The 16,359-nt window shown below is 60.3% G+C and carries 14 protein-coding genes; 6 read left to right on the top strand and 8 right to left on the bottom strand.

The features are described 5' to 3' along the window. Positions 1 to 98: 98 nt before the first annotated feature. The 3 genes from AC1DTN_RS03105 to AC1DTN_RS03095 are packed head-to-tail and all read right to left on the bottom strand — an operon-like array spanning position 99 to position 2,522. Positions 99 to 1,025 carry a dihydrodipicolinate synthase family protein gene (locus AC1DTN_RS03105; protein ID WP_113322661.1) on the bottom strand — a complete coding sequence of 309 codons (927 nt, stop codon included), beginning with the start codon at positions 1,023 to 1,025 and terminating at the stop codon, positions 99 to 101. After that, positions 1,022 to 1,726, bottom strand: a complete 705-nt coding sequence (locus AC1DTN_RS03100; RefSeq protein WP_113322662.1) for a ribonuclease activity regulator RraA — start codon at positions 1,724 to 1,726, stop codon at positions 1,022 to 1,024. The genes AC1DTN_RS03105 and AC1DTN_RS03100 overlap by 4 nt, the downstream gene beginning before the upstream one ends. A gap of 10 nt (positions 1,727 to 1,736) precedes the next feature. Further along, a complete protein-coding gene (locus tag AC1DTN_RS03095; RefSeq protein ID WP_162748009.1) occupies positions 1,737 to 2,522 on the bottom strand; it encodes an SDR family oxidoreductase in 786 nt (261 codons plus the stop codon). 93 nt (positions 2,523 to 2,615) lie between these two features. Here AC1DTN_RS03095 and AC1DTN_RS03090 point away from each other — a divergent pair, with 93 nt between their 5' ends. Continuing rightward, positions 2,616 to 3,497, top strand: a complete 882-nt coding sequence (locus tag AC1DTN_RS03090) for a LysR family transcriptional regulator (protein WP_477919942.1) — start codon at positions 2,616 to 2,618, stop codon at positions 3,495 to 3,497. On the opposite strand, the gene AC1DTN_RS03085 is transcribed toward AC1DTN_RS03090, so the two are convergent. The 5 genes from AC1DTN_RS03085 to AC1DTN_RS03065 all read right to left on the bottom strand — a co-directional run bounded on the left by AC1DTN_RS03085 (position 3,494) and on the right by AC1DTN_RS03065 (position 9,423). After that, complete coding sequence (locus AC1DTN_RS03085) at positions 3,494 to 4,324, bottom strand: glycoside hydrolase family 16 protein (protein ID WP_442206923.1); 831 nt, start codon at positions 4,322 to 4,324, stop codon at positions 3,494 to 3,496. The genes AC1DTN_RS03090 and AC1DTN_RS03085 overlap by 4 nt on opposite strands. 50 nt (positions 4,325 to 4,374) lie before the next feature. After that, positions 4,375 to 5,856 (bottom strand): lipopolysaccharide biosynthesis protein, encoded by a 1,482-nt coding sequence (locus tag AC1DTN_RS03080; protein ID WP_477919941.1) that lies wholly within the window; start codon positions 5,854 to 5,856, stop codon positions 4,375 to 4,377. A 77-nt stretch (positions 5,857 to 5,933) separates the two neighbouring features. Then, positions 5,934 to 7,142: a glycosyltransferase gene (locus AC1DTN_RS03075; protein ID WP_442206938.1), complete on the bottom strand. Its 1,209-nt coding sequence runs from the start codon at positions 7,140 to 7,142 to the stop codon at positions 5,934 to 5,936. Between the two features lie 32 nt (positions 7,143 to 7,174). After that, on the bottom strand, positions 7,175 to 8,566 hold the full coding sequence (locus tag AC1DTN_RS03070; protein WP_442206924.1) for a glycosyltransferase family 4 protein: 1,392 nt from the start codon (positions 8,564 to 8,566) through the stop codon (positions 7,175 to 7,177). A gap of 119 nt (positions 8,567 to 8,685) precedes the next feature. After that, positions 8,686 to 9,423, bottom strand: a complete 738-nt coding sequence (locus AC1DTN_RS03065; RefSeq protein WP_007820756.1) for a Crp/Fnr family transcriptional regulator — start codon at positions 9,421 to 9,423, stop codon at positions 8,686 to 8,688. Between the two features lie 472 nt (positions 9,424 to 9,895). Between AC1DTN_RS03065 and AC1DTN_RS03060 the strand changes: the two genes are divergently transcribed. The 5 genes from AC1DTN_RS03060 (at position 9,896) to AC1DTN_RS03040 (ending at position 16,358) form a co-directional block, all read left to right on the top strand. Further along, positions 9,896 to 10,609 carry a sugar transferase gene (locus AC1DTN_RS03060; RefSeq protein WP_113322667.1) on the top strand — a complete coding sequence of 238 codons (714 nt, stop codon included), beginning with the start codon at positions 9,896 to 9,898 and terminating at the stop codon, positions 10,607 to 10,609. An 89-nt stretch (positions 10,610 to 10,698) separates the two neighbouring features. Then, entirely contained in the window at positions 10,699 to 12,450 is a 1,752-nt protein-coding gene (locus AC1DTN_RS03055) for a tyrosine-protein kinase domain-containing protein (RefSeq protein WP_477919938.1), read from the top strand. Further along, positions 12,447 to 13,397, top strand: coding sequence for a glycosyltransferase family 2 protein (locus AC1DTN_RS03050; protein WP_113322669.1), 951 nt, complete (start codon positions 12,447 to 12,449; stop codon positions 13,395 to 13,397). Before AC1DTN_RS03055 ends, AC1DTN_RS03050 begins: the two co-directional genes overlap by 4 nt. An 8-nt stretch (positions 13,398 to 13,405) precedes the next feature. Further along, positions 13,406 to 14,773, top strand: coding sequence for a polysaccharide biosynthesis/export family protein (locus tag AC1DTN_RS03045; protein ID WP_113322670.1), 1,368 nt, complete (start codon positions 13,406 to 13,408; stop codon positions 14,771 to 14,773). A 133-nt stretch (positions 14,774 to 14,906) separates the two neighbouring features. Beyond that, on the top strand, positions 14,907 to 16,358 hold the full coding sequence (locus tag AC1DTN_RS03040) for a hypothetical protein (protein WP_113322672.1): 1,452 nt from the start codon (positions 14,907 to 14,909) through the stop codon (positions 16,356 to 16,358). Position 16,359: the final 1 nt, after the last annotated feature.

Below are 16,359 nucleotides of genomic sequence, written 5' to 3'. Positions count from 1 at the left end.
GCTTACACATTGCCTCGCAGGCGAGCGCCGCCATCGAGCGAGCGGCGGTGCATTTTGAACAACAAGGCTCCCCGCTTTGCCGCGGGGAGCCTTGTTCGTCAGACCGGTGCGCGAGGATCGTGCCGCGCAAGGCGGCGCAGCAGGTAGTCGACCTCAGCCCGTGCCGTTGCACTGAGCGCGCTTCCAGGCTTGCGCTGCGCATCCGAGGTGATGACGCCCCGGCGCATGAGAACATGCTTGCGGACGGCAAGGCCGACGCCGAGCTGCTGCTCGTAGCGGATCAGCGGCAGATGGGCATCAAAGAGATCATGCGCCTCATCGCGTTTTCCCGCAGCAAACAGATTGACCAGTTCGACAAGCATGTCCGGGAAACCGTAGCCGGTCATGGCGCCGTCAGCACCACGCTCCGGCTCGAAATCGAGGAACATGCCGCCATTGCCGCAGAGTATCGAGAAGGGCCGAAGCTCGCCGGCTTTCTGCATGGCGCGCAACTTTGAGATCTTCTCCAGCCCCGGCCAGTCCTCGTGCTTGAGCATGACGCAGGAGGGATGATCGGAAATGATCTTGGCAACCACGCTGGCCGACATGACGACCGTCAGCGTCAGTGGATAATCCTGTAGCACCCACGGAACGTCAGTGCCGACGGCCTCAACAGCCTGCGCAAAATACTGGACGATCTGCTCATCGGTGCGAAGCGCCGGCGTCGGCGCGATCATCACGCCGGCAGCCCCCATGTCCATCGCATCGCGGGCGAGCGAACGCATCGCCGCAAAGCCAGGTGCAGAGACGCCGACAACGACCGGCACTCTTGAACGGCCGACCACCTGGCGAATGATTGCTCGCGATTCCGCCGGCTCAAGCTTCGGAGCCTCGCCCATGATCCCGAGGATGGTCATGCCGGTAACGCCGCTGTCCTGATAGAAGTCGGTCAACTTGTCGATTGAAGGCGCGTCGAGAGTACCATCAGGCAGGAATGGCGTGGTCGCAATTGCATAGACGCCCTTTGCGTCAGTTCCGAAGCTCATTGTGCATCCTTCCACGCCTGATAGCGTGCCTTCGTTTCCGCGTTCATGGGATAGAGACCAGGCAGAGGCACGCCCCGGTCGATTTCGGTCATGATCCAGCCTTCCATGCGCTCCTGTTCCGGCGCTTCGGCAAGCACCGCATCGAGCAAGGCGGCTGGGATAAGCACGGCGCCGTCCTTGTCCGCAACGACGATATCGCCGGGGAAAACAGCAACACCACCGCAGGCGATCGGCTGTTGCCAGCCGACGAAGGTCAGCCCGGCGACCGAGGGCGGCGCAGCCATGCCATCGCACCAGACGGGCAACTCGCTCGCAAGCACCCCTTCCAGATCGCGCACCACACCATCGCTGACCAAGGCCGCGACCTTACGCTTCATCATCCGGGCGCACAGAATATCGCCGAAGATACCGGCATCCTGCACCCCCATCGCATCGACCACGGCGATGCATCCCTCGGGCATATCCTCGATCGCCGCCCGCGTGGAGATCGGCGAAGCCCAGCTTTCGGGCGTTGCCAGATCCTCACGCGCCGGTACGAAACGCAGCGTGAAGGCTGGGCCGACCACCCGCTCCTGGCCCGGCCTTAGCGGCTTTGTACCGCGCATCCAGACATTCCTGAGCCCCTTTTTCAGAAGCACGGTTGTCAGAGTCGCCGTGGAGACGCCCTTCAGAGTTTCGATAACGGCTGGATCTAGAGACATGGATTGCACCTCATATGCTCTGGATGAGGCCGCCGTCGATGCGGATGACGGAGCCGGTAATATAGGATGCGCGCGGGCTGGCGAGAAAAGCAACCGTGTCGCCATATTCCTCCGGCCGGCCGTAACGCCCGACAGGAATGGCGGCTGTGCTCTCCGCCGTCACTTCTTCCACCGGCCGGTTTTCGCGCTTCGCCTTCTGCTCGTCGAGGAAAGTAATGCGGCCGGTCGCGATGCGCCCCGGCAGCACGATATTGGCGGTAATCCCATCGCGGCCGATCTCACGGGCGAGCGTCTTCGACCAGCCGACCAACGCCAGACGCAGGCTGTTGGAAATACCCAGATTGGGGATCGGCGCCACGACGCCAGATGACGTGGACGTAATGACACGGCCCCAACCGCGCGCCTTCATGCCGGGCAATACGGCATCCGTCACGGCAATCACCGAACGCACCATCATGTCGAAATATTTCGACCAGGTTTCCGCCGATTGACCGGAGGCCGGTGTTGGTGGCGGTCCGCCCGTATTGTTGACGAGGATATCGACGGCCCCAAAAGTATCGGCGATCACAGCCAGCCTCGCCTCGATAACAGAGAGATCGGCGATATCCCAGCCGATCGCCAGCGCCTTCCCTCCAGCGGAAACGATGCCTTCCGCCGTCTTCCTGGCCGCGGCTTCATCGATATCGGCAACGGCGACGCGAACGCCTTCCGAGGCCAGCGACCGGGCAATCGCGCCACCCAAACCACCACCAGCGCCGAACACCAGCGCGGTCTTTCCATTCAATTGCATATCCAAGGCAGATACTCCGGTTTCGTCAGCATTATGGCGATCACGAAAAGAAGAAAAATCTCGCTTTTTCCAGTTTCAGAAGATAGAAAAACTTTTCTTATGGAAACGCGCTTTCTCGATACCTTCCTGCTGGTTGCCGAACTCGGATCGCTGGCCGAAGCCTCCCGTCGCCTCGGCATCACGCCGGCCGCGGTCGCCCAGCGCATGCAGGCGCTGGAAGACGATGTCGGCGTGCCGCTGCTGACCCGGGTTGGCCGCCGTGTCCGCCCGACCGATACCGGCCACGCCATCATCGAAAAGAGCCGCAGGATCCTCGCAGAGGTCCGCGATCTGCGCAGCCTTGCCAATGCCGATCTGCCTTCCGGCGAGCTTCGTCTCGGCGCCATCACGACAGCGCTGACCGGACTGCTGCCCTCAGCCCTGCATGAAGTCTTCGCCAGTATGCCGCTGGTCGAGGTTTTCCTGCTGCCAGGCCCGTCGACCGATCTCTACCAGCGGCTGATAGACCGGGATATCGACGCGGCAATCATCGTAAAGCCACCTTTTTCGATACCGAAAACATTGGAATGGGAACTGCTGCGGGCCGAACGTCTGGTTCTCGTAGCGCCTGCCGATTGCCGGGGCGAGAACCCGCACGCGCTCCTGAAGACCCGCCCCTTCATCCGCTACGACCGGAACAACTGGGGCGGCCGCCTTGCCGACGAATATCTTCAAAGACAGGGTTTGAAGCCGGCTGAACGTCTGGAACTCGATTCCCTCGAAGCGATCTCGGTCATGGTCGCCAATGGGCTCGGCGTCTCTCTGGTGCCGGACTGGGCAAGACCCTGGCCGGAAGGCCTCAACCTCGCTATCCTCGAACTGCCTGTGCCCTTTCCACCGCGTGAGGTCGGGATGCTGTGGCCGCGCAGCTCCCCATCGCGCCGGTTGACCGGCATCGTACTCGACGCGCTCAAACGCTCGCAGACCGCCATCCGGCCCTAATTGTTTTTGGCCGAAATCAGGTTCTTGCGCTGATAGACATGGATGTAATCGACCAGCAGATAGGACGGGTTCGGCGTTTCATCGATCGGCCAGCCTGAGCCGAGCGCAAGATTGACCAGCGGATAGAAGGGCATGTGGAATTCCGGCGGCGTATCGAAGCTCCAAAGGGGATTGCGATCCAGATAGAATGTTGATTTCTGCGGGCCGATATCGACGCCAAAAGTGTGATAGTCGCTGCTGAGCGAGCCTTCGGGCACATTCGTCAGATGGCCGTCCGTCGTGTGCTGGTTGCTCGGGCGCCAGACATGATAGCCCATGCTGAACTCGCCGGGCGCACGGCCGTAATATTCGATCACGTCGATTTCCGAGGTAAATTTGGACCGATCGAGGCCGATCAGCCAGAAAGCCGGCCAGACGCCCTTGCCGGGCGGCAGCTTCATACGCGCTTCAAAATAACCGAACGTCTGAGAGAAGCCTTCGCCCTTCGGATTGGTAGAGGCAAGCAGGCCGGAGCGCCACTTACCATCCGCATCCTTCCGAGCCTCGATCCGCAAGATGCCGTCATTGACCGTAAAAGGGAAACCGTCCATCGGGTCGGTAAACTGAGCATCGCCGAAATCGCCATTCCACGGTGTATGCGCGATCCAGCGCGATCCGTTCTCGCCCCAGGCCGAAGCATCGAGCGTGTTGAAGTCTTCGGCAAAGGTCAGCTGAAAATCGTCGAGATTGAGCGGCTCTTCTGCCTCGCTCGGCCGCGGACTTGGTGGGCCGAAAAGGCCGATGACGATAAGAAGCGCAAATCTTCCGGCAAATTTCGTGTGGTGCATGTTTCTCCCTCCAGGAGATTTCGACCCCGTTGTGGGGTTTTGGGAGCCGATCATGAAACGACGACTCCGTTTCGCCAGGGCATGATCTTTCTGACGACGATGGCTTCCAGCCCGTCGGGCCGCCCTACGGCCTGCCACAAGAGCAGGGAGGAAACCCAGAAGATTGCAAGCGCCGCAACGCTGCAGAGACCGACGCCGATGACGAGTTCGATGCCGAGCGGCATGGCGATGAGAACAGGCTGAACCCAGAGCAGGAAACCGATCATCGGCAGGCAGGCCGCAAGCGGCCGGACAAACGCATAGAGCTGCGCGCCAATCGAGGCACCGATCAGCCGCTGCGTGATAACAAGGCAGACGACATAGGCAACGACAGCGGCGATGACGCGCGCTGCCAGCGCACCGTCAAGCCCGAACATCACGACGCCGAGCACCGTAACCGGTGCCCTCACTGCGAATTCAGCAAACATCCTGAGCGCCACATAGCGGGTCTTGTCGAGAACCATAACGAGCGGCGGCATGATGGTCGTCGGCAGACCGATCAGGCTGACGGCGCAGAGCCACTGCAGGATCGGCGCCGCAAAGGCCCACTTCTCGCCGACGACGATGCGCAGGATCGGTTCGGCCAGGAAAATGATGACGAACAGGATGGGAGCCGCCACGACCATGATTGCATTGGTGGCCTTCAAATAGGCGGTAATCTGCTTGCCTCGGTCGCTGACATTGGAAAAGGCGGCCATCAGCGGGCGCATCAGCGGACCGACGAATGTCTGATAGGGAATACCGGCAAGATTATCCGCGACGCTGAAGGCACCGTAGGTGGAAAGGCTCGTAAAGCGCGGCAGCAGCAGCCGGTCCATCTGCCAGTTGAGTGAATTGAGAACCTGCGAAATCGTGTTCCAGCCGATCATGTCCTGGAAGTGCTTCCATTCCGAAAGGCTGAGCCTCGGCCGCATCGGCGCGAAGATATAGGAGAMGATGGTCGACGCCGTCGGTCCGGCAACGGCGCCAATCGCCAGCCCCCAGTAACTGTCGGTCGCAAGCGCGACACCGACGCCGAAGATCAGAGTCGATCCCTTGGCGATGATGTCGAGGGCAAATTCGCGCCGGAAGTCGAAGCGCTGCATGAAGAGCACCATGCGCGGGCTGATCACACTACGCATCGCAGGCGCGATAGAAACCACAGCAACCAGTTGGAAAAGCCGCGGATCGTTGTAGATGAGAGCCATCGGCCAGGCGATGACGAYCATCAACAGGCTGATCGCCGTTCCTCTTAGGAGGCTCAACGTAAAGGCCGTTGCAAACATCCGCTCAGTTGGCAAGGGAACACGCACCAACGCCTGGGTGAGCGGCAGATCGAGGATCGCCTCGACGATGACAAGAACCGACGTGGCAATGGCGACGATTCCGAAATCGGCCGGGCTCAAAAGTCTTGCAAGAATGAGCAGGCTCACGAAATCGAGCAGTCGTGCCAGGAATTTTCCGCTGATTGTCCAGATGCTTGCTGTCGCCGTTCTATGCGATACGCTTGACACGATCTATTCCTTGGCCATGAGCAACGAACCTCTTCTGGGGAGCGCCGGGTGCCGACGCTCCGGGGTTTTTGTGCGTGTCAGCTTACTTTCCTCCTGACGGGGCTTGCGGCCTGATGACCATGCTTGGCGAGTTGCTCATCGATGAGCGAGCCGAGGCGGTCGCGAAACACCGCTGCGGAGAATATCAGGGCGTGATTATGGATCGCCACCGGATCGAGCGTGTCCTCGACCGCTTCGAAGGCTGCCATCGTTTCCATCAACGCTTCCGTACTCTGCTCGGCAAAGCGGAAGCCGACATGCGGTGCGCAGACAGTCTCGCGTGCGCCGCCAGCATCGAAGGCCAGAACCGGCCGGCCGGACGCCATCGCTTCCACCGGCAGAATGCCGAAGTCTTCGATGCCGGGGAACAGCAGCGCGCGGCAGCGCGACAGGTGATCGCGCAGAACCGGGAACGGCTGATGCCCGAGAAACTGTACCGTCGGTCCGGCGATTGACCTAAGATAGGCCTCCTGCTCGCCCTCACCGATCACGACCAGATTGCGGCCCATTTCCGTGCAGGCCTTCACGGCAATATCCGGCCGCTTATAGGCGGTGAGCTGGCCCGCATAGAGATAGAATTCGCCCTTGCCCTGCCCGATGGCGAAATCGTCGGTCGCGACCGGCGGATAGATAACAACGGCGTCACGGTCATAGAAGCGGCGGATACGGCCCGCGACATAGCTGGAATTCGCTACGAACGTATCGACGCGCGAGGCGGTCGTCACATCCCAGGCCCGCAGCATCGGAGCCGTGAGTGACATCATTGCCTTGCCGATCCATGAAACACCGCGCCGGTACACATGGAACTGATCCCAGATGTAGCGCATCGGCGAATGGCAGTAGCAGATGTGGAGTGCATCCGCCCGGGTGATGACACCCTTGGCGGGGCCGGATTCACTTGAAATGACAAGATCATAGTCCTGCAGGTCAAAGTGCTCGAGCGCGAAGGGCATGAGCGGCAGCATCTTTGTGTAATGGCGCGTAGAACGCGGGATCTTCTGCAGGAAGGACGTTTGGATGTTGCGGCTGTTCAGGAAATCGCTGGTACGCTCGGGATTATGCACCAGCGTGAAGATGTCTGCCTGAGGGAACATACGGCAGAGTTCTTCCACCACCTTTTCGCCACCGCGCATCGATACCAGCCAGTAGTGGACGATAGCGACGCGAGGCTGCTTCGCATCGACCCTACTGCCGGCTTCGACGACCCGGCTTCTTGCCACGACGGGCGCGTCGCCCCGGAATGCCATTGCTTCGGGGAGAGAGCTTGCTACTTTAACAGTCACCTGAACGCTCCTTGTACGATCGCCCCGCCCCTCGGCTCGGGCACTACATTCGTCGGAATCAGACTGCGGTATTGCGCGAGAAGGGCATCGCGCCATTCTTCGTGTGTCGTTGCCAGATTGGGCGACAGCCGGAAGGCGCGTTCGCTCATGAGGCGAACATCCTCCTTCGGCATTTTGCGGAAGGCCATCAGCGTTGTGGCGAAGGCTTCCTCGTCCATCGTGTTGCAGGAGATCGCCATTCCGGCCCTCTCCATTTCCTCGGCAAGGAAAGCACCCTTGGTCATGATAACGGGAAGGCCGCTGCGCGCCGCCTCGATCGCCACAAGGCCGAACGGCTCCGGATAGCGAGACGGCATGACAAGCGCGCTTGCGGTGCGGATGATCCGGCCGATCTCCGCATGCGACTGCCAGCCCATGGCCCGGACATGATCGCCCGCCGCCACGACCTTCGGCATCAGCGGTCCGTCGCCAATCACGCAAAGCCTTGCACCAGCCCTGCGCACCGCAGCAAGCGCGTCTTCGATGCCCTTTTCCTCGTCCAGTCGGCCGATGAAGACGAACTCATCATTGTCCTCGGCCATGACTCGCTCGGCCGTCAGTGGCGCGATCGGATTGCGGATGGTGACGAGCCGTTCCGGCTGGTAGCCGGAGCCCACCAGGAACTCTGCCATCTTTTCGTGGAGCAGGATGATCCTGCTAAAGGCGGGACGGCTTCTCAGCGCGCGCAAGAGATTGGCGCCGCGGGCCGCGCGCCACAGCTTTTGCGCATAGCTTCGCTTGTCGCAGGAGGTGGTGATGCAGCCTGCCCCGAGCGGACGCCGCTGGCAGATCTCCTGCGCCTGATAGTCGAAAAAGGCCCCATTGGGACAACCGGTAAAGAAATCATGGGCGTGAACGACGCATCGGTCGGCAACGGGTGCAAGCGCGTCGAAGACCGCCGGTGACAGGATCTGATGCCAGCCATGAACATGATAGGCTGTCCTGGGCGTATCATTGGCCCGCACCCAGGCGGAAATCATGCTGCCGGCTGCCGGATTATGAATGCCGGTCGCGAAGGCCTTGGCTCGGTTGGAACTCAAGAGATCGCGGCTATTCAGCTTGACGATTGAAACGCCGAGGGAAGCAAGCTCCTCGTTCGCTCCATCGTCGCCGCAGATATAGGTCACGGCAATGCCGAGTCCGCAGAAGAGCTTCGCCGACAGGACCGCAAGGGCCGTCGCCCCACCCCTCGCCGTCGAATAATCGTCAATGACGACCACACGGTCGAGCGCCGGGTGCGCCGCGATGCCGTCCCTCCATATTTTTGCGTAGCGTCCGGAAGCCGGCCACCGCAACGTCGAAACGGCAGGCCCATTCTCATCAGGACGCAGTTGGCCGATGTCGTTCATAGAAGCTCTCCGACGACAGACACAATGGATGCTTTTTGACGGCCAGGCCCCTAACCGTCCATGAGGGTGAAGTGGTCACGGACCGGCTGCGAACGGCAGCCGGATCGTGACGAAGTGCATTATTTTGCCGACGCCGCACCGTCGGCATAGGCTTCCAGCGCCTTGCGGTTGAGGATACGAATCCTGCCCTGGGCTCCGTCGATCACCTTGCATTCACGCAGGCGACGCAAGCACTGGTTGACTTTTTCACGAGAAGCCGGAAGCGTCGCCGCCAGATCGTTCTGGGAAATTATCAGCACGTCCCGGTTCGCCGGCGTATCCTTTCCGTAGACCGAAGATAGCCGCAGAAGCATTGCCGCCAGCCGCGACTGAAGGCTGGATCCGGCGTTCGAAATGATGCGGCGCTCCAGCTCGGAAACACGCGCAAGCGTTCTCGAAAAAACCTTCTCCTGGAACTGCGGATCGGTGGCGTACCTTTCCCGCAGCAGCCGGCCTTCGAAGAAGTATAGCTCGCAATCCGAACTGGCTCTATACTCCAGATTCAGTATTTGCTTACGTAATACTTCGAGCTCACCGATCAAACCGCCCCTCGGAATGATCTCCACAATGAACTCCCTGCCGTCTGGCAGCATCGTACTGGCGCTGACTAGCCCGCGCTGCACGCGAGCAAACATATCTACAAAGACTCCAGCGCCTGCAATAAGTTCGCCGCGACGAAAATTTCGTATAGTCGCGCGGCAGAACGGGAAGTCGTCGTCACTTGAGATGCGATTGTTCAAAGATGTATCCGGAACAACGCTAATAGCCGCATTGCCCACAGCGACCCTATAGTCTCTCGTTTGTGTAGCTCCGTCCATGCGCATAACTCCCCAACAAAACAGATTGGTCGTAGCTGATGCTGCACTGCATCATTTATATTGTCCTAACTTGAGAGTCAAATAACAATCGAAGATGACAAGAGCATCTCAAATAATAGTGACAATACCACCAGTTATATAGATTATATTTTTTCTAGTATCCGTCGAATTCAGGAGAGGTATTAAGCCAAACCGCCTATTTTTGGGGCGGTCCCTATCAAAATTGTTCAAAAAATAGCTACAACGCCCGGCTTCATCTATTCAAGCCGTGCGCCTTAGACGACATGTAAGTTAAATTTTCGAATAAAAATAGGATGTAGAAATCCCCTGCCGCCGAATTCGTAGAGAACTCCGTAGCATTACAGTATTAGCATAAAGAATTTGCTAATCATTATGACCGCGGTCACAGACAAGCACATTGCGCTGCACCAAACTTCATAAGGTTCTAACCGGAAACTTTTGGAGTCGGTCGATGACTTGGGAAACACAGAGTATTGAAGTTCGTGAATCCTGGCCGAACGTTGACCAGTCCGCGCCGAATAACGATCGTCGCATAGTATCACGGCCTCATGTGGTCGGAAGGGCATCCAAGCGCGCGGTTGATATCGTCGTGGCAACCACCGCTCTGGTTCTGCTGTCACCTCTGATGCTGATCGTAGCACTCATCGTAAAGTTGAGCGATCCCGGGCCAGTCTTCTATTCGCATACGCGGATTGGATATGGGGGCGCCGCCTTCGGCTGTCTCAAGTTCCGCACCATGAAGACCGATGCCGCCGCACAGCTCGCCGAGTTGCTGCGCGCCAATCCCTCAGCGCGGGCCGAGTGGGAAACGACGCGGAAGCTGAAGAACGATCCGCGCATCACCACTGTCGGTGAGATCCTGAGGAAGTCCAGCATCGATGAGCTCCCTCAGCTCATCAATATCCTGCGCGGCGAAATGAGCGTTGTAGGCCCGCGGCCGGTGACGGCTGAAGAACTCGCCCGCTACGGCGAGCATGTCACGAGCTATATGGCCGCAAGACCAGGCCTGACCGGACAGTGGCAGACCAGCGGCCGCAACGATGTCAGCTACGAATATCGAGTTGCGCTTGATGTCCAATATGTCCGCGACTGGTCGCTCGCGCGCGATTTCATCATCATCGCAAAGACCGTTCCCGCCCTGTTCTCGCAGCGCGGCTGCTACTAATCCAAGAACGACGCATAGCCCGACCCGGGCCATACGCACCTGCTGGATATCAACGAAGAAGACACTCTCGCCCTTTGGATCAGGACACTATGAACTCAAATCACGTCTTCAGCAGCGTCTCCCCGATATCTTTGCCGGCCACGGCCAGCGGTAGTTCGTCGCTGACGCTGCGGGACATGTCCTTTTTCGTCAGGATGCGTTGGCCTTGGATCGTGTCTACCATCCTGGTCTTCCTGGCACTTGCCGCTGCCTATCTCCTCATCGCCAAGCCGACCTACGTGGCCAGTACCCAGCTTATGGTCTTCCCGCAGGTGAACGGCTCGGACGCTCAACGCGCGTTCGCCGAAGACGCCTTCATCGATGCACAGCTTGAAATAGCGAAGTCCAGCGACGTGCTTGGCGGCGCCGCCAGCGCGCTGAACCTCGCCAACGATCCGGCCTTCTCCAATCAGTCCCTGTCCCTGCAGGACAAGGTCAAGGACTGGCTGACGGGCAACGCCACCACCACCGCCCCACCGGAGACGGCACAGGGTGATGCAACCTCGGGCAATGCCCAGCCAGCTGCGACGAGCCAGGAAGCGCAGCGGACCGACCGGGCGATCGCACGGCTGCGCAATATTGTCGCGATGCGCCGCATCGGCCAATCGACGATCCTCGAAATATCCGCATCCGCATCCAACCCGCAGACGGCGGTTGAGATCGCCGATGCGGTTGCCCAGCAATACATCCGCAAGAATGTCCAGATGAAGGCCGCTGCGGCCCAGCAGTACAGCGAATGGCTAGAACAGTTCGTCAATGAACAGCAGCGCGGACTTGCCGATGCCGCAAGTGCGCTTGCCACCTTCAAGGCGAACCCGCGCGACCAGTTCAAGCTTGCTGAGTTGCAGAGCGCGACCGACGCCCGCCGCACCCTCTTCGAAAACACCCTCACGCAGTACACCGAGGCCAAGCAGCGCATTTCCTATCCGGTCTCCGACGCCACCATCGTTTCGCGGGCCACCTCACCGCTCTCCAAGGCGCAGCCGAACAATTCGCTGATCCTCGCCTTCGCGCTGATCGTAGGCGCCGGTTCCGGCCTTGGCCTGGCCATGATCCGCCATGTCAGCGACCGGCGCATCATGCGCACCAACCAGCTCTCGCAGGCGGCCGGCCTGTCTTTCGTCACACCCCTTGGACGCGCAAAAAGGGCTGGCCGCGCGGCGGCGTTGCCTACTGCCAATGATAGCGGCACCGTCGCCTATCCAATGATCCCCGGAATGGCCGAACTTGGTGCGACTGTCACAGGCTTTCGCCGCAGACGGCGCGTGGTGATCGGCATCGTGGCCGTTAACCCGGGCGGAGGAGCATCCACCATCGCCTGCGAGCTTGCCGTGCTCTCGGCAATATCAGGTTCGCGTACCCTGCTGATCGATGCCGCGGCGACAAGATCTTCCCTGAGCAAGTCCATTGCGCCGAACAGTTCAGCCGGCCTGATCGACGTGCTCGACAATATCGAGGCAATCCGCACCGCCACCCTGTCACTGACACCGACGCTCAAGTTCCTGCCTCTTGGCAAGGTCCGCGCCGTGACGCCCGCCGTCCGTCTAAGCTCGCGCCGCACTCAGCTCAACTTCAGCGATCTGAAGAAGGAATTCGACGCCATATTCGTCGATATCTCCGCCTTCACCTCGTCGCCTGACGCCAATGCGATCGCTCCGGAGCTGGACGGCGTTCTTGTCGTAACCTCTTACGGCCGCACTTCGATTGACGAGACCGTTCGCGTCATCGACAGCATGCGCAATGTCGGCGCAGAAATTCTTGGCGCGATCATCAACAACACACCAGCGAGTGTTCAGACATGATGGCTCCGACCCCACAAGCACCGAAGCTGAAGATCGCCGTCGGCATTGCCTCGGCGGGCCGGCCCGCGACGCTTCTGGAGACGGTAACCTATATCGACAGCCTCCAGCCTCACCCGGAGCGTATCATCATATGCGTCCCCAACCTGGATGACGCTGCCGGGCTCGCCGACCGAAAGGGCGTGGAATTGAAGGTCGGCCCCCGCGGCCTGACCTGCCAGCGCAATCGGATCATTGAAGCCGCAAGCGCGGATATGGACGTGCTGATCTTCCTCGACGACGACTTCATTCCCGCGCCCGGCTTTATTCCGCGCATGGCAGCCGTTTTCGCCGACAATCCGGATGTGGTCATCGCGACCGGAGACGTCCTCGCCGACGGCATTCTCGGCAAGGGGCTGACCCAGTCCGAAGCCATGCATGTCATCAAGACCACAGGCGAAAGAGGCGAGCAGGTGACCGAAATCTATAACGCCTATGGATGCAACATGGCGGTTCGGCTGGCGCCAATTGTCGGCCACGGGCTCGCCTTCGACGAGGAGTTGCCACTCTACGGCTGGCTCGAAGATGTCGATTTCAGCCGGTCCATCGCTCGCTACGGACGATCGGTGCATATTTCGGGCGCCTGCGGCGTCCATCTCGGCGTCAAGTCCGGACGCCAGCCCGGCAAGAGGCTCGGCTATTCGCAAGTCGCAAATCCCGTGCATCTGATGCGCAAGGGCACCATGTCCTTGACCCGCGCGCTGGCGCAGATCGGCCGGAATATCCTGGCGAACGCCCGGGGCACCCTGCTCAATGATCGCGCGGTCGACCGTCGTGGCCGGCTGAACGGCAATTTCCTGGCTTTATCCGATCTGCTGATGGGACGTGCATCTCCCATGCGCATCCTCGAACTCAGCCAGTCCTCAAATCGCGAGATGCCTTCACCATCCATCGCGGCAAAACGGAGGTAACAGACGCCATGTGGCCCATGTCTTTCCTTGATCGTCTTCCATTCGTTGGCCTTGCCGCCGTCTTTACCTGCGCGATGGGATGGAGTGCTGCCCACGCCGACAGCTACACGCTCGTCCCCGAGGATAAGATAAAGCTGCGGGTCGTGGAATGGCGTTCCACCGATTCCAAATATGCGAGCTGGGAAGCTCTCGATGGAACCTACAGCGTCGATGATGCGGGCAATCTTTCGATCCCGATCGCCGGTCAAATCAGAGCCTCCGGCCAGACGACCGAGCAGCTGTCGGATGCCATTTCAGATGCACTGGCCGACAAGGCCGACCTTCCCGGAAGGCCTTTCATCGCTGTCGAAATCGACCAGCACGCGCCGATCTTCGTCAACGGCAGCATCGAGCGGCCGGGACGCTATCCCTTCGAGGCCAATATGACCGTCATCAAGGCCGTCAGCATTGCAGGCGGCTACATGCGGTCGCGTGACGACAGCAGCTACTATCAGCGAGACCGAATCCAGTCGGCCGGCGACTATCGCTCAGCCCTCCTGAATCGCCGAGATCTCTTGATGCGTGCAGCCCGCCTGCGCGCCGAGATCGCCGGTCAGTCGGATTTCGACATTCCTGCCGAGATCGCCGGCGTGCCGGATATCGACAAGCTCAAGGCGGAGGAACTGAACCTGATGCGCCTACGGGCTGTCGAGTCCAACAGCCAGATTGAGGCGGCAGACGATCTGAGCCGCCTCTATACGCAGGAAATCCAGTCGCTGGAGGCCAAGATCGTCTCCCAGAAACGACAGATCGATCTTGCGCAGCAGGAGCTGAACAACGTCAACAGCCTCGTCAGCAAGGGCCTGACCAGCAATACCCGCCAATATTCGGTGGACCGCGGCCTGGCTGAAACCCAGAGCGAACTGCTGGACCTCGAGATCGCGCTGACCAAGTCCCGCCAGGGGCTGAACGAGAGCCAGCGCGAAAAGGCAACCATCATCAACAAGCGGAACGCCGAAAACCAGCAGGAGCTGAACACGCTCAGCCTCGCCATCAACAAAGCGGGCATTGACATGCAGGTCGCGCAACTCCTCGGCGATCAGGCCGGATACAGCGCCGAACTCGCCCGCATGGGTGCAGAATCGACGCTCCTCGGCACGACGAAGAAGAACTTCAAGATCATTCGCCGCAACGAGGACGGCAGCTACACCAATATCGTGGCAGATGAAAACACCGCCCTGTTGCCGCATGACATCATCGAGATCGGCGTCGAGGCAGCTGCCGATGCCTCATCTGCTGCATCGCAGCCCCAGCAGCCGGCCGCCGCCCTCATCCCTAATGTAGCCCGAAGCGATGCGCCCCGTCCGAACTGGGTATCGCAGACGGGATCGAACTAGGAGACCACTGTAGGATTATGCCTGTTAGCGTCGGAGTTCAGTTCATGTCTGCATTTGCCGTCTTTTTGCGCCGCACGCAGGGTCTGCGTGGCGTGACGGCAGAGAATCCTCGACCCGGTTCGGAGGTAGCGGCATGACAATTGAACCGATCGGCTTCCTCGTCTTCCTGCTCGGCCTGGCGCTCGTCTACTATGGATCCCGCTTTGCAATCACGGCGCTCTGCATCTCCACGCTGCTCGGTGCAGCCGCAGCCTTCCAGCTTCCCGCACTCGGCGGCAGCAGCATTCAGCCTAGCCATCTGCTGCTGCTCTTCGTCACGATCGGTGTGCTGCTGCGTCCGCGCCAGAAACAGGCGGCCCTGACTAGCCTGGCCTATCCCGGACCCGGCTTCTGGTTTGCGGCCTATGTTCTGTTTTCCGCCGTATCGGCCTTCTTCCTGCCCCGCATTTTCGCCGGCGCGACACTGGTTTATTCATCCGCACGCAGCAGTTCCGGCTTGATGTCGATCATGGCATCGCCGCTGGCGCCGGGTTCCTCCAATCTCACGCAGTCCGTCTACCTGCTCGGCGACCTCATCTGCTTCGCTGTCGTCTGCGGTTTTGCCCGGCTCGGGCACGGGCGCTTCATCGCCCGCCAGCTCATCGTCACGGCGCTTGTCTGCCTGGGTTTCGCCCTGCTCGATATCGCAACGTTCACGATAGGTCAGCCTGACCTGCTCGATTTCATGCGCAACGCCAACTATACGATGCACACAGCCGAGGTCATCGGCGGCTTCAAGCGCATCGTCGGTTCCTTCCCGGAGGCAAGTGCCTATGGTGCGGCGGCTCTGGTGTTTTTCAGCTTCACCCTCATCCTCTGGCTTGAGCGCTTCCCGAGCCGCTTCACCGGCTTTGCAACGGTATCGGTCGGCCTGACCGTGATCCTCTGCACCTCGACGACGGCCTATGTCGCCGGCCTCTTCATGATCGGTGTTGCGATCCTGTTTAGCCTCAAGCGGCTTTTGAGCGGCCAGGCCACACGTCCCTATGCGACCTTCCTTTTGATCACTCTGCTCATGGTGCCCTGCGTGATCATGGCTGTGGCCCTGATCCCGAGCGCGTGGAACGCCGTCGGCGATTTGGCGAACGTCACCCTGGCCAATAAGCTCGAATCGCAATCCGGCGAGGAGCGCACCGCCTGGAACACATTGGCGCTGGTCTCTTTCGTGGAAACAGCCACTTTCGGGGCAGGCCTCGGCACCGTGCGCGCATCGAGCTTCGCCGCCGCACTTCTGTCGAACGTCGGCCTCACCGGGACGGCCCTGTTCTTGCTCTTCCTTTACAGCCTCCTGACGGCTGCTGCTCGCAGCAAGCTGGCGAGCCGTGAAAACCGGGCGATTGGGATGGCTGCCGTTTTCGCCTCCGTCGCGCAGATTGCCTCGGCGACGATTTCCGGAAGCAGCACCGACCTCGGCCTGCTTTTCAGCATTACGGCCGGGCTCGCAAGCGGTTGCCTGACCGCCCCCTACGGGCAGCAGAACCGCATGACCCGTCTGCAGAGGACGCCGGCATCTCTGATGAGTACGCCGGTATTTCCATCACGATGAT

The organism is Rhizobium sp. 01T444 (assembly GCF_056398305.1).
The sequence above is the reverse complement of the archived record's forward strand: the minus strand, read 5'-3'. Positions and strand labels throughout refer to the sequence as shown.

What these genes read in the sequence shown, in the direction of transcription:
- AC1DTN_RS03045 (WP_113322670.1), top strand. Translation starts at nt 13,406, where the DNA reads ATGTGGCCCATGTCTTTCCTTGATCGTCTTCCATTCGTTGGCCTTGCC.
- AC1DTN_RS03060 (WP_113322667.1), top strand. Translation starts at nt 9,896, where the DNA reads ATGACTTGGGAAACACAGAGTATTGAAGTTCGTGAATCCTGGCCGAAC.
- AC1DTN_RS03050 (WP_113322669.1), top strand. Translation starts at nt 12,447, where the DNA reads ATGATGGCTCCGACCCCACAAGCACCGAAGCTGAAGATCGCCGTCGGC.
- AC1DTN_RS03055 (WP_477919938.1), top strand. Translation starts at nt 10,699, where the DNA reads ATGAACTCAAATCACGTCTTCAGCAGCGTCTCCCCGATATCTTTGCCG.
- AC1DTN_RS03105 (WP_113322661.1), bottom strand. Translation starts at nt 1,025, where the DNA reads ATGAGCTTCGGAACTGACGCAAAGGGCGTCTATGCAATTGCGACCACG.
- AC1DTN_RS03040 (WP_113322672.1), top strand. Translation starts at nt 14,907, where the DNA reads ATGACAATTGAACCGATCGGCTTCCTCGTCTTCCTGCTCGGCCTGGCG.
- AC1DTN_RS03090 (WP_477919942.1), top strand. Translation starts at nt 2,616, where the DNA reads ATGGAAACGCGCTTTCTCGATACCTTCCTGCTGGTTGCCGAACTCGGA.
- AC1DTN_RS03100 (WP_113322662.1), bottom strand. Translation starts at nt 1,726, where the DNA reads ATGTCTCTAGATCCAGCCGTTATCGAAACTCTGAAGGGCGTCTCCACG.
- AC1DTN_RS03065 (WP_007820756.1), bottom strand. Translation starts at nt 9,423, where the DNA reads ATGGACGGAGCTACACAAACGAGAGACTATAGGGTCGCTGTGGGCAAT.
- AC1DTN_RS03085 (WP_442206923.1), bottom strand. Translation starts at nt 4,324, where the DNA reads ATGCACCACACGAAATTTGCCGGAAGATTTGCGCTTCTTATCGTCATC.
- AC1DTN_RS03075 (WP_442206938.1), bottom strand. Translation starts at nt 7,142, where the DNA reads ATGGCATTCCGGGGCGACGCGCCCGTCGTGGCAAGAAGCCGGGTCGTC.
- AC1DTN_RS03070 (WP_442206924.1), bottom strand. Translation starts at nt 8,566, where the DNA reads ATGAACGACATCGGCCAACTGCGTCCTGATGAGAATGGGCCTGCCGTT.